Here is a 20,720-nt window from a genome sequence, read left to right on the forward strand (position 1 = left end):
GAGGTAGGGGTTTATTGAACATTACAGGTTTAATCGCACGTATAAACCCCTCCCTGCCATTTCACAATCCACGGCACCCCTCCCAAGGGAGGGAATATATACTGCAATTACAATCTTCCGAACACCTATGGTGATAACACCGTACCACTATAAATGAATGGTGCGGTGAAAACACCGACTATAAGCTGAACAAAGGCAAATGGTTCGACTGGGCCACAGCCTGGTTGGATGAGAATGGATTTTTGAAAGGGAAATAATCGATATAGGGCTAATAATGAAAAAAGCTTTTTTACTCTTCTTGTTAATCGGTTTTATAATACCCGTATTTGCACAAGAAATAGCTTATAAAGATGTGCCCGATGAGCAGTTGACTTATATTTTAAATAACATCGAAAAACATATAGGTTTTAAGAGCAATGCCGGTGACCTTTTTATAAACGTATATGTAGTTGCTAACCCATCAGATAGTGCTGGTATTGCCGGTAGCGAAGAAATAACAAACACGATATACATCGCTACTTCGGATAATGGGAAATTGCCGGAGCGGCATTTGTTTAAGCTGACGTCAGTGCATAATCCCAAATTCTTTGGAGAAACCAGGACAGAAAAAGATCTTCAATTTACTTTTACTTATGGTGCAGCTAATAAAAGGGAAAGGGTTACTGTCATCGCATCGCTTAAAAGCTTGCAGATCAAACCATGAGGAATGTTTTTGCAGTTTAAGACTTACCTTTAAGACTTCGTAAGTCTGGCTGATTTCACCGGTTTGAAGCAGGCACCAGGATTGATATTAGCAATGCCAAAATTATCCTTCATAGTGCATATAACCTCAACGCCAAGTATTTTGATGCTTCTGCAGAAAAAGGGAAAACCTATATTTATGCAATTACAGCAATTGACCGCTTAAAAAATGAAAGTGAGCTAACGCTGGCGTTGACGGGGGCAGGGTTACGATCTTAAACTTTGGTTATAGTTGAATTTTAAAAAACAATGGAAGCTTTAGGAATCCTTTTCGTTATCGTTTTTTGTCTTGCTCCTTATTGCTGGCTCTTTTATAAAGGCATAGGCTTAAGGGTACGACTGTTGTTTGCCTCAGTGACCGGTCTGCTTATCGTGTGCATTATGGCTACCTTCGAATTTTTTGGTGTCAATAGCTTTACCAGCGTAATTTATTTGTATTTCCTGTTTGTTTGGATGAGTATTCTACTCAATATCACGGTGATTTTGGTCAGTTGGATCTACGGAAAATTAAAGCGGCTTTGACTTTATGCAGTTTAAGACTTACAAAGTTTTTAAAATTTCGTAAGTCTGGCTGATTTCACCAGGCTACTACTCCAATATCCCCAGCAACTCGTTCAATTCATCAACTTTTTCCATGGAGCCTAAATTTTCATAGGCGCTTATCAGGTTTCGGAGTACCCGTTTTATGATGTCGGTATTGGAGCAGGGTTCATAAAATTGCTTATCGAACTTAAGGTTAAGCTGTTTCAGGAACATATCCACATCGCGGCGGCCAAATATAAAGCCCTTGTTAAAGGCATTAATATAAAACAATATGCCGCTTTCAAACACACTTTGCTGGCTTTCGTCAAGGTAAGCTAAAATGAAATGCTGGGGCAGATTTACGCCATATACAGGGATATCCAGCTTTTGGGCAACAATAGAGTAAATGATGGCCAACGAGATCTGGTTGCCTTTTTTAGTCTCCAGCACCTGGCTCAGGTAGCTGTTTTGCGGGTCGAGGTGATTAGAGGTATTACCGCTAAAACCATATATATTGTAAAAAACATGGTTAATGAGTTTGATCTGCTCTTTGGGACTGGCCTCATGCATCATTTGTATCCAGATGTCGCGTTTAATGGTCTCTACCTGGTTAACTATTTTTTGCTCGTCAAGATCGGGGTATTGGTAACGGTTAATGATCAGTATACCCTGCAGCAGGTCGAAGGCGCCGCTTTGGTGCCAAAGTTTAAGATCGTTTTTAAGTGTACCGAACTGAATTTCATGTACCAGGTTGGCTATGCGCTCCTGTTGTATGGCGTCAAAAGCCTGCTCAAACGCGGTTTCAAGAAAGGCGATTGCCTCAACACCGTACGATAGCAATTTATCATGCACGTGCTCATATATCTCACTATCAGGGTCGTCAAGTAAGCGGATCAGGGAGTTTACTTCTGTCGGATTTATCATACACTGTAACGCTAAAATACTAAACCTTTATTTATTTTTACAGCGATGTTAAATTTTAGGTTCGTTAAGGATTACCTTTTACACCGCCTTAAGGCAAAAAACAGACACGGCTTGCACTCTCCGTTTGTTTACAAGCTGGTTGATTCAGTTATTTACGATTATGCCGACTCAAAAGTATATCAGGAGATTGAAAATATCCGCAAGAAATTACTTGTTGACAATCGTGTGATAACCATAACCGATCTGGGTGCGGGTTCGCACCTTAATAATAAACGGCAAAAGCAGGTAAAGCGTATTGCTGCCAACGCCCTAAAGCAACCAAAACTGGCGCAATTACTTTACCGGCTGGCAGCTCATTTTAAACCGCGTAATATTATTGAACTGGGCACCTGTTTGGGTATTACCACCCTTTACTTACAAAAAGCTTCCCCCGATGCCAAAGTGTATACTATGGAGGGCTGCCCACAAACAGCCGGTGTGGCTAAAGAAACATTTAAACAGGCCGGCCTGAATGCCGTTGAGCTGATAACCGGTAATTTTGATGATAACCTGCCAGGGGTGATCAATAACCTTGACCAGCTTGATTTTATTTTTGTTGATGGTAACCATCAAAAAGATGCCACCCTGAAATATTTTGAATGGTGCCTGCCCAAAGTACATGAAGATACCCTGCTCATATTTGATGACATTTACTGGAGCGAAGGTATGAAGGAAGCCTGGGCGCAGATCAAGGCGCACCCCCAGGTTACTGTAACGGTAGATTTGTTTTGGATTGGCCTGGTGTTCTTTAAATCGGGCCGGGTGAAGGAAGACTTTTTGATCAGGTACTGATTGGACATAGGAAATTAGAGCAAGGAGTAAGGATTTTAATTGGGGTCTCCTGAAAGGGACATGATATGTTGTCATTGCGAGCGTAGCGCGGCAATCTCATCATGCAGGTTGCACAAGCAAAGTTTGTTACTTATCCTATGAGATTGCCGCGCTGCGCTCGCAATGACATATTTTGTTAATTATGTCCGCTCTGGGTCCTTTTCAGGAGATCTTACGGGAACATGAGATGAGATATGTACAAACACTCCCCCTTCAGGGGGCCGGGGGCTTAAAACGCCTGTCCTAATCCCACATAAAAACCGCTTTGCCTGGCTTCTCCCGCAACTTTTTGACCAATGCCATAGTCGGCACGGATGCTGAGTCCTTTTTCTATGTCAAAAAAGTAACGCAGACCACCGCCATAGTTAGGCTTCAGTTCGCTAAAGCTAAAATCTTTATTAAAAACCTCACCTGTGCCTATAAAACCAACCACACCAATGCGCTCGCTCAGGCGGTAGCGAAGTTCGGTTTGGCCAACGGTAAGATTGCGGTCGCGGTAACGGCCATTATAGTATCCGCGCATAATTTCGTCATTACCCATAGTAGGCAACAGGAAAAATGGCGATTGTCCGCCAATCAGGCTTTGGTCCTGTATGTCTATCCCCAGTACCAGCTTTTTACTCAAAGAAAAAAACTGAGTGTACTCTATATTAAAAAAGCCGCCTTTATAATCAAAACCGGATATGCCTTTGATCAACTGCAGCGAGCTGCTGATGAGTGCACCACGGGTTGTATAGGTATTATTATTCCGGCTGTCAAAAATAAGGCTTGGGCCAATATATACACTTGTACCTCCGTCTCTGAACTGTACCCGGGGATCTGTATAAAAAATACTATTGGGCTGGCCATCGCTAAAGCTGTAATGGTCACCGCCGGCAACAAGGCCCACATAAAAATTATCTGCTACCTTTTTTTCGGCGCCAAAATTTACTTTAACCCGTTTTTGGCCAATACGGTCGGTATTGGCTTTGAGCGTATTATTGCCTATACCGTAAAAATCAAAAGGGAAATTAATATAGCTTATACCTGCGGTAATATGATATTCATTTTGTGGTGTCCAGTAGCTGGTGCTCAGGCTTAACCTGTTTTGCCCTTTGGTAGTAATGGTGGCATAACCAAATACGTTGGATACCCTGGTGTTGGCGCTCACGGTATCAGTATAAAAGGAGTATAATCCGGCGCCGCCGGCCTCAAGCCCGGTTTCGGGAGCCGAACTTAATACGGGTAAAATAACAAAGCTGCTTTTCTTGGTAGTATCCTTATCAAAATACATTTTCCTGATAAATTTTGGCAGGAGATGCGTTTGCGAAAAAGCGGTTTGAGCACCAATAAATATTAATAGTGTAGTTATTATTTTTTTCATAGGTAGTAGGCCGCAAATATAAAGATTTATAGATGTGCGGATGAGGGGATTTCAAATGTGTAGCTGATTTTGTCTGAACCAGGATTTTTCGGATTAATGGATTATCATGATTTTAATAATTGCATATCAAATCCATTAATCCAAAAAATCTGTTTAATCCCGGTTCAGATAATCTGCACATCTAAAATTTGCATATCTGCACATCGTAAAAATGTCTACTTTTGTGCCGAATTTTATTGATACACTATGAGCATCACAAGAGGACCTATTTCGCAGTTTATTGAAAAAAACTACCTGCACTTTAACTCAGCAGCATTAATGGATGCCGCGAAAGGATATGAAACGCACCTTGACGAAGGCGGTAAAATGATGGTTACCCTTGCGGGCGCTATGAGTACGGCCGAGCTGGGTATTTCACTGGCCGAGATGATCCGCCAGGATAAGATCGCCATCATATCATGCACAGGAGCCAATTTAGAAGAGGATATTATGAACCTGGTGGCGCACTCGCACTACAAAAGGGTGCCTAATTACCGCGACCTGAGTCCGCAGGAAGAGTGGGACCTGCTCGAAAATCATTATAACCGTGTTACCGATACCTGTATCCCCGAGGAAGAGGCTTTCCGCCGTTTGCAAAAACATATCCACAAAATATGGAAGGATGCCGAAGATGCGGGCGAGCGATACTTTCCGCACGAGTACATGTACAAAATTTTACTAAGCGGCGAGCTGGAGCAGTATTATGAAATTGATCCTAAAAATTCATGGATGCTGGCCGCTGCAGAAAAAAACCTGCCTATTGTTGTACCCGGATGGGAAGACAGCACCATGGGCAATATATTTGCATCCTATATTATTAAAGGTGAGCTAAAGGCATCAACCATGAAAAGTGGTATTGAATATATGGCCTGGCTTGCCGACTGGTATACCAAAAACTCATCAGGCAAGGGAATTGGTTTCTTCCAGATAGGCGGTGGTATAGCAGGCGATTTCCCGATATGCGTGGTACCTATGCTTTACCAGGATATGGAAATGCACGATGTTCCGTTCTGGAGTTACTTTTGCCAAATATCAGATTCAACAACCTCGTATGGTTCCTATTCTGGCGCTGTACCGAACGAAAAAATAACCTGGGGCAAACTGGATATACATACGCCTAAGTTTATTGTAGAGAGCGACGCGACAATTGTAGCTCCCCTTATATTTGCCTGGATATTAAAACAATAATTGAAATTTTCAATAAGAAAGTAAGACAATCAGTAATCCGAAAAAATACATCGTCAGTCAAAAAGCCCTCCTGTATTGTTTAAAGGGCTTTTTGCAATTATTTAGAACGATTATAAATTATACGTTACTGTCATTTATGTGTCAGCGATACTGTAATAAATTTTACTTTTGTGCCTGTAAATAACTGATGGAGCATACATCTTACAGCGGTTTAAAACATTAATATAAAAATTATTTAGCATAAATACACTTTATGAGAAGTTTCTCATTGATTCTTAAACAATTCTCAAGGTCGGTTTTACTGATTGCCGGGTTTGCTTTTTGGGGTTTTTCAAATGCTTATGCTCAAGCCGATGTGGCAAAAGGCGAAGCGATTTTCAAATCCAAATGTACTACCTGTCACAAGATCGATCAGCAATTAATTGGTCCTGCGCTTGGTCCGCAACTTACTCAGGAAACGGATGACAAGTATCTTACTCAGTGGATACAGAACAACCAGGCCCTGATCGCTGCTAAAAACCCTAAGGCTTTAGCAATTTACAACAAGTTTAACCAGGCTGGCATGACGGTGTTTACCGAGCTTTCTGACGGTGATGTAGGCAATATTTTAGCCTATGTACGCGGTGAGTACAAAGCTATGCAGGAAAAACCTGCCGCCGGAGCTGCTGGAGCTAATGCACCTGCTGCAGAAACCGGACCGAGCAGCATGGTTATATGGGGCTTAATTGTTGTTATCATTATCGCATTTATTGTAATACTGGTATTAAACAAGGTTGTAGCCACTTTAGAGCGCCTGCTGTTAAAAGGTAAAGGTGTTGTTATTGAAGAAGAGGCTGGCGAAGTTGATGAGCATGGCGTTGCTACTGATAAGAAAAAAGAGCTTATTAAGGCGATCCTTAAAAATAAGAAACTGGTATTCTTTATACTGGTATGTGGTACTATTGCAATGGGCAGCTGGGGCTGGGTTACTTTGTGGAACACTAACGTGCACACAGGTTACCAACCGGTACAACCTATTAAATACTCGCATGAGTTACATGCCGGTACCATGAAAATTGATTGTCAGTATTGCCACTCAGGTGCTTACAAATCAAAAAATGCTTCTATACCATCATTAAACGTTTGTATGAACTGCCACAAGGTTGTTAAAACCGAGTCGCCTGAGATTCATAAAATATATGATGCTTTGGGATACGATCCTAAAACACAGAAGTATGATAGCACAGCGGCTAAACCTATCCAATGGATCAGGGTTCACAACCTGCCAGATCTGGCTTACTTTAACCACTCACAACACGTAAAGGTTGGTGGTATTAAATGCCAAAGCTGTCATGGACCGGTTGAAACCATGAAAGAGGTTTACCAATACTCACCGCTTACCATGAAATGGTGTATACAGTGCCACAAACGTACCGAAGTTAACGGTAAAGGAAACGCTTACTACGATAGCATACTTGCTGCTCACGATAAGATCAAGAAGGGCGAGAAAGTTACTGCCGCGGTATTAGGTGGTATTGAGTGCGGTAAATGTCACTATTAATAAATAAGAATTTTTGCATTACAGTTTATATAGCTTAAATGGACAGCAATAAAAAATACTGGAAAGGTTTAGAAGAACTAAACAGAACACCAGAATTTGTTGAGAAAAATAAAAACGAATTTGCCGAGCCAATTCCAATTGAGGAAGTGCTTAGTGGTGATGGTTTATCAGCTAAAACTCCGCGCCGCGACTTTTTAAAGGCGCTTGGCTTTGGTGTTGGTGCGGTAACCCTGGCTGCTTGTCAACGCGTGCCGGTACATAAATCAATCCCTTACCTTATAAAACCTGAAGAGGTTACACCTGGTGTTGCCAACTACTATTCTTCAACTTACGAAGGACAGGCTATTTTGGTTAAAACACGTGAAGGTCGCCCTATTAAAGTTGAAGGTAACCCTAATGATGTTTTTTCAAAAGGCGGTTTAAGTGCGCAGGCCCAGGCTTCGGTATTGGACCTGTATGATGTAAACCGTTTAAAAGATCCAAAATTAAATGGCACCGATGCCGGCTGGAACGAAATTGATGCTTTTGTGATCAAAGAACTTGCCGCTATTAAAGCAGCTGGCAAAAACATCCGCTTAGTAACATCAACCATTAACAGCCCATCTACTTTAGCGGTTATTGCCGATTTTATTACGGCTTACCCAACCGCTAAACATATTACTTACGACGCTATATCTTATACAGGTATTATACAGGCTAACCAAAATAGCTTTGGTAAAGCGGTATTACCTCATTACAATTTTGATAAGGCCGATGTAATTGTAAGCTTTGGCGCTGATTTCCTTGGAACATGGATCTCGGGCGAGGAGTTTACCCGCCAGTATGTATCAAACCGTAATAATAAATCGCTTGTAAACAAAAAGATGTCGCGCCACATCCAGTTTGAAAGTGGTATGAGCTTAACCGGTACCAATGCCGACGTTCGTATCCCAATCAAACCATCTGAAGAAGGTATCGCGCTGATCAGTCTTTACAATGCTATTTCAGGTACTACTTTACCGGGTTCAAAAAAGTTAGCAAATAAATCAGCCGATAACGCGATTACTATCGCGGCAAAAGAATTAGTAGCTGCCAAAGGAAAAGCCTTGGTTGTTGCAGGTTCAAATGACGTAGCTACACAGATTTTGGTTAATGCCATCAACTCCCAACTGGGCAGTTATGGTACTACTATTGATCTGGATAACCCATCAAAACAATATGCCGGTAACGATGCTGAGTTTGTTGAGTTTGTAAATGAATTGAGCCGTGGCGATGTAGCAGCAGTATTATTCCTGAATGTTAACCCTGCTTATGATTACTTTAAAGGAGCTGATTTTAAAGCCGCGCTTAACAAAGTGCGTTTAAAAGTATCATTTGCTGATCATAATGATGAAACAGCCGGCTTATCAAATGTAATTGCGCCAAACCATCATTACCTGGAATCATGGGGTGATGCCAATGCGCTTGAAGGTTACTATACCGTTGTACAGCCAACCATTAACCCGGTTTATAATACCCGCCAGGCTGAGCATAGCTTATTAATATGGTCTGATAATGCTGTTAAGGATTATTACACCTATGTACGCAATAACTGGAACACTAACCTGCTTCCAAAAGGTGGTTTATCTGGCCAAAAAGGCTGGGAAACCGTGCTGCAAACAGGTTTCATCCTAACACCGGCTAATACCCCGGGTACTTATACCTTTAACCGCGATTTGAACGGTGTTGCGCAAACTATTTTAAGCCACAGCAGCTCACTTACTGCTCCTGATGGTAAATACGAATTACAGGTTTATCAATCTCAGGCAATTGGCGATGGTAAACGTGCCAACAACCCATGGTTACAGGAATTGCCTGATCCGGTATCGAAAGTTACCTGGGATAACTATGCTGCTATTTCTGTTGCCGATATCAAGAAATTGAAACTGCAGGAAGGTGATGTAATTAAAGTTGAAGCAAATGGCTATACCGTTGATGTACCTGTATTGGCTCAACCAGGCCAGGCACAGGGGACCATCTCTATAGCACTTGGTTACGGCCGTACAAATGCTGGTCCGGTAGGTGATAATGTGGGTAAAAACGCATTCCCTTTCTACAGCTTCCGTAACGGAACATTCCAAACTACCGCGGTTTCATCATTTAGCGATACAGGTATTAAATCGCCGCTTGCGCAAACACAAACGCACCACTCTTATGAGGGTCGCAGTGTAATACGCGAAGCTACATTTACTGAATACAAAAAGAACCCTGCCGCGCACAGCGGAAACGAGGGTGGCCATAAAGACTACGATAAAGAAAGCTTATGGGATATACCAAGCCATGACCGCCCTGTTTATGACTGGGTTATGGCTATTGACCTTAACGCCTGTACCGGTTGCGGTGCCTGCGTGGTAGCTTGTAACGCCGAAAATAACATCCCTGTAGTAGGAAAAGACGAAGTACGCCGCCGTCGCGAAATGCACTGGATACGTATTGACCGTTACTACAGCTACAAAGAAGAAGGTAAAGCAGAATCAGTTACCGAAGAGTATGAAATTGCCAAACTGGATAACTTTGATAATGTAACAGTAGTACACCAGCCAATGCTTTGCCAGCACTGTGATCACGCGCCTTGCGAAACAGTTTGCCCGGTATTGGCTACCGTTCACTCATCAGAAGGTTTAAACCAAATGGCATACAACCGTTGTGTAGGTACACGTTATTGCGCAAATAACTGCCCATACAAAGTACGCCGCTTTAACTGGTTTAACTACTGGAACGATTCACGTTTTGATAACTACCTGAACAATGAGCATACACAACTGGTATTAAACCCAGATGTTGTAACCCGTTTCCGTGGGGTAATGGAAAAATGCTCCATGTGCGTTCAACGTATACAAGCTGGTAAATTAAAAGCTAAAATTGAAAAACGCCCGCTTAAAGATGGCGAGATCAAGGTTGCTTGTCAGCAAACATGTTCAGCAAACGCTATTGTTTTCGGTAACAGGAATGACCCTAACTCGGAAGTTTCAAAAGCATTGAAGAGCGAAAGAACTTACTATGTGCTTGAAGAATTAAACGTACAGCCAGGTATAGGTTACCAGGTAAAAGTTAGAAATGTATCTGAATTAGAGGCTTAAAATTTTTATATACAGAGATTAAAATATATGGCATCTCATAGTGAATCAATAATAAGGGAACCGTTAATAACGGGTAAGGACATTACCTATGGTCAGATCACTGACGATATATTGCGCCCCGTAGAAAATATGCCAGGAAAAGCCTGGTGGATCGGTTTTACAGTGGCATCCTTAGGCGCAATGCTTTGGATATTTTCCATCAGCTACACCTTTTGGTATGGAATTGGATCATGGGGACTAAATAAAACAGTAGGATGGGCCTGGGACATTACCGGTTTCGTATGGTGGGTAGGTATTGGTCACGCCGGTACGCTTATATCGGCTGTATTGTTACTGTTCCGTCAAAACTGGCGTAACTCCATCAACCGCTCGGCCGAGGCCATGACCATCTTCGCGGTAATTTGCGCGGCCACTTATATCGGCGCTCACATGGGCCGCCCTTGGATGGCGCTTTACTCGCTTCCGTTACCAAACCAGTACGGTTCTTTATGGGTTAACTTTAACTCACCGCTTATCTGGGACGTATTCGCGATATCAACTTACTTCTCGGTTTCATTGGTATTCTGGTACACAGGTCTATTGCCTGATATCGCTACCATCCGTGACCGTGCTACAGGTTTACGCCGCCGCATTTATTCGGTATTATCATTCGGATGGACCGGTTCTGTTAAAACCTGGCAGCGTTTTGAAACTGTATCATTAATATTAGCAGGTGTATCAACACCACTGGTATTATCGGTACACACCATTGTATCAATGGACTTTGCCACATCGCTTGAACCAGGATGGCACACTACCATTTTCCCTCCTTATTTCGTTGCGGGAGCTATCTTCTCAGGGTTTGCCATGGTGCAAACACTGTTGCTGGTAACCCGTAAAGTATTAGGATTGGAAAACTATATTACCATGTTCCACATCGAATCCATGAATAAAATTATTCTGGTAACGGGTTCAGTGGTAGGTGTAGCGTACATTACCGAGTTCTTTATAGCCTACTACTCTGGCGGCGAATATGAGCAATACACTTTCTTAAACAGGTTTATTGGTCCGTATTGGTGGGCTGCCTGTATGATGTATGGCTGTAACGTATTGATGACCCAAATGATGTGGTCGAAAAAAGTAAGGACCAACATCGCCATTTCATGGGTATTATCCATCATTGTAAACATAGGTATGTGGTTTGAGCGTTTTGTGATCATTGTAACTTCATTACACCGTGATTACCTTCCATCAAGCTGGGCTATGTTTTACCCAACCTGGATTGATGTAGGCGTATTTATTGGATCAATAGGTTTGTTCTTTACGATGTTCCTGTTGTTTATAAGGGTATTACCTTCTGTAGCTATGGCCGAAGTAAAACTATTGCTGAAGAGCTCAAGTGAGCAGGCTAAGAAGAAATTAATAGCCGAAAGCGACCATCTGCAGCCAGCTGAAGTAGAGTTCTACAAAGAAAATTTGATCAAGTTTGATAGTATTGACCATTCTGAATACGAAAAAGTACAATAACTGATGAGTAGCACTAAATTTATATTAGGCATTTTTGATGATCCCGATGACATGATGCACGGGATCGATAAACTACAAAAAAATAGTATTCCTATTTACGACGTTTACACGCCGATGCCTATACACGGTATTGATGCCAAACTGGGTATCAAGGATTCAAGATTAGGTTATGCAGCTTTTATGTTTGGCTGTATGGGCGGTACAACCATCTTTACGTTGGTTTACTACTTCCTGGCACATGACTGGCCAATGGATATTGGGGGTAAGAACTACTTTCCTATTCCGGATTTTATCCCGGTAACCTTTGAGTGGACGGTGTTGTTTGCCTCATTTGGTATGGCATTTACCTTCTTTTTTGCAACGCACCTTTTCCCGGGCCGAGCGCCAAGGGTAATGGACCTGCGGGCGACTAACGATAAGTTTGTAATTGCTATTGACGCTAAAGGAAACACACCACACGAAGATATTAACAGTATATTAAAAGAAGCCGGAGCAAGTGAAGTTAAGCATAACGACAGAAAATATGTTAGCTATGAATAAATTTAGAATATTAGGAACAATAGTTATCATTATCGCAGCTTCGATTGTAGTTACATCGTGCAAAGATAAAAGGAGTACCGGATGGGAGTACGCCCCTAATATGTATGAGCATCTCGCATACGATCCGGATCAGAAGAATCCGAATTTTAAGGACGGAAAAACAGCGCAGGTGCCACCAGCCGGAACAATACCCGTGGGTTTTGTAAAGTTTGATTATCCGAACACAAAAGATGGCTACGAGCTGGCAAGCGTTGAGGTGAAAACCGTAATTGCCCAAACCCAGGCTAACTATAAAGATGGCAAAGTTTTGTTTGAGCATTTTTGCTCACCATGCCATGGTGCTGATGGTCAGGGCGATGGTTTGGTAGTGCAGCACGGATATCCTGCTCCGCCATCATACTCAAAAGGCCAGTCATCACGTGGTGGCGCTATGAAAGACTTAACAGACGGTAAAATATATCATACCATTACTTACGGTGTAAATGCAATGGGATCTTACGCTTCGCAGCTTGATCCTCAGGAACGCTGGAAAGTGATCATGTATGTTCACCATTTACAAACTTTATAAGAATTAGAATTGAATGAAGACTCATAATAGTTTTGACGAGCAATTTGAATTTACCGGACAGGCAAAAACATTGAGCATAGCAGCCATAGTTATTGGTGTTATAACCATAGCCGGTGGCTTTTTAACCGGTAACGGTGAACGTACATTTGCCAATTTATTGCTGATGGGTTACTACTTTGCCTGTGTTTGTACAGCCGGTGTATTTTTCTGCGCTTTACAATATGTAGCTCAGGCTGGCTGGTCTGCTTCTTTGCTGCGTGTACCACAGGCATTTGCCAGGGTACTGCCTATAGCAGCTGTTATATTATTAGTTATAATAGGAGCAGGTTTAACCTTAACTCATACTACCGAAGTAGAAGGCAAGCAGGTTGTTGCTCCCTTTTTATATAAAATATGGCACGCGCAAGGTGTTACTACACCGGGCAGCGAAAACTACGACCCCATTTTAGCGGGCAAATCAGGTTTCTTAAATGTGCCTTTCTTTTTTATCCGTTTAATAGCATTTTTAGGTAGCTATAGCATTTTTGGCTGGTTACTTGCAAAATATTCTGAAACAGAAGATGAACTGGGCGGCTTATTTTACTACAGAAAAAGCTTTACCATTTCGGCAGCGTTCCTGGTGATCTTTGGATTTACCCAACCAATATTTTCTTTTGATGTGGTTATGTCATTAGAGGCGCATTGGTTTTCAACCATGTTTGGCTGGTATAACTTTGCCGCCATGTGGGTAAGCAGTTTATCAATCATTACCTTAATGATAATTTGGTTGAGGAAACAAGGTTATATGGAATGGGTATCACAAGATCACCTGCATAACCTGGGCCAGTTAATATTTGGTTTCTCTATATTCTGGACCTATGTTTGGTTTGCACAGTTCCTGCTTATTTATTACGCTAACTTACCTGAAGAGTCTGTTTATTTCTTCAGAAGATGGGAGCCTGAATTTAAACCATGGTTCTGGTTAGTTATTATTTTAAACTTTATGGCTCCATTGCTGATCATCATGTCCCGCGATTCAAAACGTGTTACCCGGGTATTGAGAGCTACTTGCTGGATCTTAGTAGTGGGTCACTGGCTTGATTATTTTATAATGATAATGCCTGGTACCGTAGGTCCGCAGTCTGAATGGTATACAGAAATTGGCTTGATTGAGCTTGGTGTTTTTATAGGCTTTGGCGGGTTATTTATTTTCCTGACGTTGAATGCGTTAAGCAAATTCAAATCGCTTATTCCTAAAAAACATCCGTTCCTGCAGGAGAGCCTTCATCATCACATATAATAATTGTTATTTTTGCAACAAAATACAGAATACCAAACTGACATTAAAATGGGATTCAGAAAATTTATAAATTCTAAAACATTACTATCGTTCTTCGCTGCGTTTATGCTCCTGGGTACAAACCTGCTGATGGCGCAAACTGAAGCAGCTGCAAGTGCAACCGGGCAACCCGAAGCCCCACAGGTTGACTGGACAGGTGTTGCCTATTATTTGCTGCTATTTTTCCTGGTATGCCTTGGAGTAGCCGTAGTAGGTAAAATTCTTAAAATATACGATCTGACACTTCAGATACAGGGCAAAAAAGGCCTTAAGTGGAATACCGTAATGGCTGTAGTTTGCCTGGTGTTCTTATTAGCCGGATTATATGGCGCTTACTGGTCGTTTACAGTACAGGGAAGCATGACCCTGCCCGAGGCGGCATCTGTTCATGGTGTTAAAATTGATGAGATGTTTACCATCACTACTGTTTTAACCATGATCGTATTTTTTATCACCCAGATATTATTGTTTGGATTTTTATTTCAATACAGGCATTCTGAAAAACGCCGGGCTCACTTTTTGCCACATAACAATACCATTGAAAAAGTATGGACCATAGCACCAGCTATTGTTTTAACCGTATTGGTTGTGTTTGGCTTCTTCACCTGGCAAAAGATCATGAACACTACTGACGTTGATGGTGATATAAATGTTGATATTACTGGTCACCAGTTTGCATGGGAAATACGTTACCCAGGTAAAGACGGAAAATTGGGCCCTAAAAACTTCACGTTTGTAACTGCTGCAAATAAATTAGGTGTTAATTTTAAAAAGAAAAGCAGCTTTGATGATCTTTCGGCCGATACCATGTATTTGCCCGTTAACAAGTCAGTTAGGTTAAATATACAGGCACAGGATGTAATACATAGCGTTTACATGCCGCATTTCAGAGTTCAGCTTAATGCGGTACCGGGATTGCCTACCTTTTTTAAATTTACCCCAACCATTACTACTGCGGATATGCGCAGAAAAACAGACGACCCTAAATTTGAATACTTAGTTTATTGCAATAAAATATGCGGTGGCGGTCACTACAACATGCAAAAAATTGTTCGTGTTGTTAGCGAAGCCGAATACCAGTCATGGTTATCAAGACAAAAACCTTATTTAACTGATGCGTTAAGAAAGGAGCTGCATTTTGCCGCAGCTGGTCAGCAAAAAACAGAGTCACAAAATAGGTTAGCGTTAAATAATTAATATAAGAATTAAGATAAGCGATATGTCAACATTAGCAGTTCACGACCACGGAGTAGCACATCACGACGATCACGGTCACGAACATCATCATAATCAATCTTTCCTGTCTAAATACGTATTTAGCATGGATCATAAAATGATTGCCAAACAATTCCTGATCACAGGGATCACCATGGCAGTTATTGCAATGATATTATCTATTCTGTTCAGGATCCAGTTAGCTTATCCTGATAAAACATTCCCTTTGTTAACAACACTGTTAGGTCGTTTTGCACCTAACGGACGTATAAGCGCCGATTTTTACCTGTCGCTGGTTACCATACACGGTACCATCATGGTATTCTTTGTATTAACAGCCGGGTTGAGCGGAACTTTTGCCAACTTATTGATACCTCTTCAGGTAGGCGCACGTGATATGGCTTCGCCATTCATGAACATGCTGTCATACTGGTTCTTCTTTTTGGCCAGTGTGGTTATGCTATCGTCTTTCTTAGTTCAAAAGGGGCCTGCCAGCGGTGGGTGGACCATTTATCCGCCATTATCGGCATTGCCAAAAGCCATGCCGGGTTCCGGGATGGGTATGACGTTGTGGCTCATTAGTATGGTAATGTTTGTGGCATCATCATTAATGGGTGGTATCAACTATGTAAGTACCGTATTAAACATGCGTACAAAAGGTATGGACCTTTGGAAAATGCCTTTAACTATCTGGGCTTTATTCCTTACTGCCATTTTAGGTATCCTGGCATTTCCTGTATTAGTTGCAGGTGTGGTGTTATTGATATTTGACCGCAGTTTTGGTACCAGCTTTTACTTGTCAGATATTGTATTGAACGGTGTGCAGCAACCTTATGAAGGTGGTAGCCCTATCCTGTTCCAGCATTTATTCTGGTTCCTGGGGCACCCTGAGGTATACATCGTAATTATGCCGGCAATGGGTATCTCATCTGAGGTAATGTCGGTAAACTCACGTAAACCTATCTTTGGTTACCATGCCATGGTTTACTCACTTATTGGTATCACCGTATTATCATTCATTGTATGGGGACACCACATGTTTGTAACCGGTATGAACCCTTTCCTTGGTGGCGTGTTCATGATCACTACATTGATCATCGCGGTACCATCGGCGGTAAAAACATTTAACTGGCTGGCTACTTTATGGCGCGGTAACATCAGGTTTACTCCTGCTATGTTGTTTGCTATTGGTATGGTGTCATTCTTTATATCAGGTGGTTTAACCGGTATATTCCTGGGTAACGCTGCGTTGGATATTAACCTGCACGATACTTATTTTGTTGTGGCCCACTTCCACCTGGTAATGGGTTCGGCAGCTATATTTGGTATGCTTGCAGGTGTTTATCACTGGTTCCCTAAAATGTTTGGTAAAATGATGGACGAGAAATTGGGCTATCTGCACTTCTGGTTAACCTTTATTGGTGCTTACCTGGTGTTTTTCCCAATGCACTTTATGGGTTTAGATGGTGTACCTCGCCGTTACTACGCCTTTACCGAGTTTGTAAGCATGCAACGCTGGTTAACAGTAAATACCTTTATTACATGGGCGGCTATTATGGCAGCTTGTGCACAGGTGGCTTTCATATACAACTTTATATCTTCTATATTCATTGGTGAAAAGGCTACTCAAAATCCATGGGAATCAAATACCCTGGAATGGACAACACCAGTTGAGCATTTACACGGTAACTGGCCAGGCGAAATACCAACTGTTTACCGTTGGCCTTATGATTACAGTAAGCCAGGTGCCGAACATGACTTTATACCTCAAACAGTTCCTTTTTCACAAACCATGAGCTCAAATCTTCCTCATGATTTTGAAGATAACCCTGCAGGTTTAGAGGAGCTTAACAAATTTACAAGTACGCTGAAAGCAAACGAGCAAGTAAAATAATTTTAATACTTATCTGATCTTTTAGGGTACCGTGTTAAGTCTTAAGTCGGGAGTCTTAAGTTCTCAGTAACAACTCAGAACTTAAGACTTAGCCTTCAGGCTTAACATCGTACCCTAAATTTTTAGAAACATTTAAATGAGCATATCCGCATCTAAAAATAGGTTCCAGAAAATCAATCTCATAACAATCATTCTGCTTTTTGTTCTGATACTGGCAGGTGGCGTTGTGCGTAGTTCAGGTTCTGGAATGGGATGCCCCGATTGGCCTAAATGTTTTGGCAGGTATATTCCTCCTGTATCCAGCGCCGATCTGCCTAAAGACTATAAGCAAAAATATGTTGACCAGCGCTTAGCCAAAAATCAGCGTTTTGCTAAAACACTGGATGTATTTGGTTATAGTGATCTGGCCAAACGTATCCGCGACGACAGATCGATATTGGTACCCGAAGAATTTAATGCCAGCAAAACCTGGACGGAATATATTAACCGCTTAATTGGCGCCATATCCGGACTTTTCCTGTTGTTATCTGCGGTATATGCCTTTAGCTATTGGAAAAGCAGTAAGAGAATAGCTCTTTTAAGCATATTTAACGTAATACTGGTTGGCTTTCAGGCTTGGCTTGGGTCAATTGTGGTATCAACTAATTTGGTTGCTTGGATAGTTACGGTACACATGCTGCTTGCACTGGCTATATTAGCCATACTGATATATACCTATCATCAGGCAAAAGTACTGGGCAACAGTGTATTAAATACCAGTCCGCTCATATATGTAGTTACTTTTATTACCTTGATATTAAGCATTTTGCAGATAGCTTTTGGTACAGAGGTACGTGAAAAAATTGACGCTGTAGCAGCCCATTTTCAAGGCGGCTACCGTAACAATTGGATCATGAGCGCAGGCGATATATTTTTGCGTCACCGCGATATGGCCATATTGATATTTGTTATTAATGTATTGTTGTATGCTTTGGTGCGCAAGCGTTTTAGCAGACACTCTATACACCAGCAGTTAATGAGCTTCACTTTTTTGATGATCATGCTGCAGATTGTTACTGGGATATTATTATCATACTGGGCCTTGCCGCCATTTGCACAGGCAGCACATATTGTTTTAGCAAGTTTGATATTTGGGGCGCAGTTTTATTTGCTTTTAAATTTACATAGGTCAGTTAACGTTAGGGGAATAAGTAAATGAAGTGGAGTGATTTTTCGAAGCTGATCAAATTAAGGCTCACTTTTTTAGTGGTGTTTTCGGCTTCCATATCATTTTTGATAGGTAGCAGAGCAAACGGCCATATTGATTGGGTAAACTGGGTAAAGCTTATTGTAGGGGGCTTTTTGGTAACATCAGCAGCTAATGCTTTTAATGAGATCATTGAAAAGGACCTGGATAAGCTGATGAAGCGTACCATGGACCGCCCTATCCCGTCAGGAAAAATGACCACCGGGCAGGCACTGGTTTTAGGATTGGGCATGGGTATGGCCGGAACCTATTTATTAGGGAGCCTTAACCTGTTAACCGGATTGTTATCGGTATTCTCTATTTTGTTATACGCGTTTGCATACACGCCGTTAAAGCGTAAATCGCCGATTGCCGTGTTTGTGGGGGCCATACCGGGCGCATTGCCACCGCTTATTGGCTATGTGGCCGCTCAGCCGAATGGTAGAATTGATGAGATAGCCTTAATACTGTTCGCGATACAGTTTGTATGGCAATTTCCGCATTTTTGGGCCATTGCCTGGGTTTTAGATGATGATTATAAGCTGGCCGGCTTCAGGTTGCTGCCAACGGGTAACCGCAATTTAGGAAGTGCAGTAATTACCTTTATATTTACATTAATATTGTTACCCGTTAGTTTATTACCATATTTTTATCATCATGGAGGTTATTGGTTAGCCGGGGTATCCTTAATATGTAGTTTAATATTCTTGTACCAGGCTTTTGGCTTGCTACGCACACGGCAAATAGAATCGGCCCGCAAATTAATGTTTGGCTCGTTTATGTATTTGCCCATAGTGCAATTAATGTTTTTATTTGATTTTATAGGAAAAGTGAAATGATGGCTCAGATACAAAAGAATAACGACAGGCTTGATCTGGCTCCCAAAAAGTTTAACATGTGGATCTTTATATTCACATCATTTATGTTTTTTGCGGCTTTAACCAGCGGGTTTATCGTTTACAGCGGGGGCAGGGGGCATGGCCTTAATGTAATTATGCCCGATGCATTTAAATACAGTACTGCTGTTATTATATTAAGCAGTATTACCTTGTTTTTAGCGCAAAAGGCGGCAAAGGGATTGCAGTTTGCCAAACAACGCATGTTTTTATGGCTCACATTTGCTTTAGGTGCAGCCTTTTTTATAATCCAGCTATATGCGTGGTATGTGTTAACGTATAAAATGAATATATACTTAACGGATCCCAACGCGTCGCGCTCGTTTGTTTATATATTTACAGGGATGCATTTATTACACATAATTGCAGCTATATTGTTACTATTGAATACCCTTAGGGGCACATACAGGAACATTCCACAGGTACGGAACTTGTATAAAATGGAAATGACTTCTATTTTTTGGCATTTTCTCGGAATTATATGGATTTATCTGTATGTTTTTTTACTTTTGAACCAAAATTAATACACCCATTATTTAAGTACAAATGAGTACAACAGTATCACAAATTGATGAAGTAAAAACAACTCCGTGGTCTGGAGGGAGATCTCCCTTCAATGTTGAGTACGGAAAAATAATGATGTGGTTTTTTCTCCTTTCGGATGCATTTACCTTTTCGTCATTATTAATTTCTTACGGCTCATTGCGTTTCAGCGCAAGCGTATGGCCAGCGGCAGATAAAGTTTTCCAATCGGTACCCGGTTTACTTGATAGCGGTGCGCCGTTAGTTTTCGTGGGTATAATGACCTTTATCCTTATTCTTAGTTCCGTTACCATGGTATTAGCTGTTGAGGCCGGCCATCGTAATGCAAAAAAAGAAGTTATCTGGTGGATGATAGCTACCGTAATTGGCGGCTTTATGTTCCTGGGATGCCAGGCTTTAGAGTGGGCTCACCTGCATCATGAAGGTTTTTGGTGGGGAAGTACGCCAGCGCTTGAGGAATTAGGAAAGTTCTTTAACGAAGGTGGTACCGAAGCTGCAAGGCACATGACCGCTCAGGAATTTGCTAATTTATTCTTTACCATAACAGGTTTCCATGGTTTCCACGTATTTACGGGGGTAATTATCAATATCATCATTACTGTTAATGTATTGTTGGGTACTTACGAAAAACGCGGCAGCTATTTAATGATCGAAAAAGTAGGTCTTTACTGGCACTTTGTTGATCTGGTTTGGGTATTTGTATTTACATTCTTTTACTTAGTATAAAAAA

The 20,720-nt window shown here is 41.5% G+C and carries 17 protein-coding genes; 15 read left to right on the plus strand and 2 right to left on the minus strand.

Translation table 11 applies throughout. The features are described 5' to 3' along the window. Positions 1-274 precede the first annotated feature (274 nt). Positions 275-703: a hypothetical protein gene (locus AC1DRQ_RS18645; protein WP_477426273.1), complete on the plus strand. Its 429-nt coding sequence runs from the start codon at positions 275-277 to the stop codon at positions 701-703. A gap of 626 nt (positions 704-1,329) precedes the next feature. Here AC1DRQ_RS18645 and AC1DRQ_RS18650 read toward each other — a convergent pair. Further along, a complete protein-coding gene (locus AC1DRQ_RS18650) occupies positions 1,330-2,187 on the minus strand; it encodes a transglutaminase family protein (RefSeq protein WP_477426275.1) in 858 nt (285 codons plus the stop codon). A 45-nt stretch (positions 2,188-2,232) separates the two neighbouring features. Between AC1DRQ_RS18650 and AC1DRQ_RS18655 the strand changes: the two genes are divergently transcribed. Further along, the gene (locus AC1DRQ_RS18655) at positions 2,233-3,018 is read left to right on the plus strand and encodes an O-methyltransferase (RefSeq protein WP_477426277.1); all 786 of its coding nucleotides are present in this window, start codon (positions 2,233-2,235) and stop codon (positions 3,016-3,018) included. Between the two features lie 268 nt (positions 3,019-3,286). On the opposite strand, the gene AC1DRQ_RS18660 is transcribed toward AC1DRQ_RS18655, so the two are convergent. Beyond that, entirely contained in the window at positions 3,287-4,420 is a 1,134-nt protein-coding gene (locus tag AC1DRQ_RS18660; protein WP_429401696.1) for a BamA/TamA family outer membrane protein, read from the minus strand. Positions 4,421-4,666: 246 nt separating this feature from the next. Here AC1DRQ_RS18660 and AC1DRQ_RS18665 point away from each other — a divergent pair, with 246 nt between their 5' ends. The 13 genes from AC1DRQ_RS18665 (at position 4,667) to AC1DRQ_RS18725 (ending at position 20,716) form a co-directional block, all read left to right on the plus strand. Next, positions 4,667-5,647: a deoxyhypusine synthase family protein gene (locus AC1DRQ_RS18665; RefSeq protein ID WP_183563348.1), complete on the plus strand. Its 981-nt coding sequence runs from the start codon at positions 4,667-4,669 to the stop codon at positions 5,645-5,647. 253 nt (positions 5,648-5,900) lie between these two features. Continuing rightward, positions 5,901-7,187 carry a c-type cytochrome gene (locus tag AC1DRQ_RS18670; protein ID WP_429401694.1) on the plus strand — a complete coding sequence of 429 codons (1,287 nt, stop codon included), beginning with the start codon at positions 5,901-5,903 and terminating at the stop codon, positions 7,185-7,187. A 38-nt stretch (positions 7,188-7,225) separates the two neighbouring features. After that, positions 7,226-10,285, plus strand: a complete 3,060-nt coding sequence (locus AC1DRQ_RS18675) for a TAT-variant-translocated molybdopterin oxidoreductase (RefSeq protein ID WP_477426279.1) — start codon at positions 7,226-7,228, stop codon at positions 10,283-10,285. Positions 10,286-10,312: 27 nt separating this feature from the next. Beyond that, positions 10,313-11,791, plus strand: a complete 1,479-nt coding sequence (gene nrfD, locus AC1DRQ_RS18680; RefSeq protein ID WP_477426281.1) for an NrfD/PsrC family molybdoenzyme membrane anchor subunit — start codon at positions 10,313-10,315, stop codon at positions 11,789-11,791. 3 nt (positions 11,792-11,794) lie between these two features. Next, on the plus strand, positions 11,795-12,331 hold the full coding sequence (locus AC1DRQ_RS18685) for a DUF3341 domain-containing protein (protein WP_429401688.1): 537 nt from the start codon (positions 11,795-11,797) through the stop codon (positions 12,329-12,331). Beyond that, complete coding sequence (locus tag AC1DRQ_RS18690) at positions 12,315-12,899, plus strand: c-type cytochrome (RefSeq protein ID WP_477426283.1); 585 nt, start codon at positions 12,315-12,317, stop codon at positions 12,897-12,899. Before AC1DRQ_RS18685 ends, AC1DRQ_RS18690 begins: the two co-directional genes overlap by 17 nt. Positions 12,900-12,912: 13 nt before the next feature. Then, complete coding sequence (locus AC1DRQ_RS18695) at positions 12,913-14,178, plus strand: quinol:cytochrome C oxidoreductase (RefSeq protein WP_477426284.1); 1,266 nt, start codon at positions 12,913-12,915, stop codon at positions 14,176-14,178. A 48-nt stretch (positions 14,179-14,226) separates the two neighbouring features. Beyond that, complete coding sequence (locus tag AC1DRQ_RS18700) at positions 14,227-15,414, plus strand: cytochrome c oxidase subunit II (RefSeq protein WP_477426285.1); 1,188 nt, start codon at positions 14,227-14,229, stop codon at positions 15,412-15,414. A gap of 22 nt (positions 15,415-15,436) precedes the next feature. Further along, positions 15,437-17,326 (plus strand): cytochrome c oxidase subunit I, encoded by a 1,890-nt coding sequence (locus AC1DRQ_RS18705; RefSeq protein ID WP_429401680.1) that lies wholly within the window; start codon positions 15,437-15,439, stop codon positions 17,324-17,326. A 136-nt stretch (positions 17,327-17,462) separates the two neighbouring features. Continuing rightward, entirely contained in the window at positions 17,463-18,524 is a 1,062-nt protein-coding gene (locus AC1DRQ_RS18710) for a COX15/CtaA family protein (protein WP_477426287.1), read from the plus strand. Next, entirely contained in the window at positions 18,521-19,390 is an 870-nt protein-coding gene (gene cyoE / locus AC1DRQ_RS18715) for a heme o synthase (protein WP_429401677.1), read from the plus strand. Before AC1DRQ_RS18710 ends, cyoE begins: the two co-directional genes overlap by 4 nt. Further along, entirely contained in the window at positions 19,387-19,971 is a 585-nt protein-coding gene (locus AC1DRQ_RS18720; RefSeq protein ID WP_477426289.1) for a cytochrome c oxidase subunit 3, read from the plus strand. The genes cyoE and AC1DRQ_RS18720 overlap by 4 nt, the downstream gene beginning before the upstream one ends. 22 nt (positions 19,972-19,993) lie before the next feature. Continuing rightward, positions 19,994-20,716, plus strand: coding sequence for a cytochrome c oxidase subunit 3 (locus tag AC1DRQ_RS18725; RefSeq protein ID WP_429401674.1), 723 nt, complete (start codon positions 19,994-19,996; stop codon positions 20,714-20,716). The last annotated feature ends 4 nt before the right edge of the window (positions 20,717-20,720 follow it).

The organism is Mucilaginibacter sp. P4_E8, assembly GCF_056401495.1.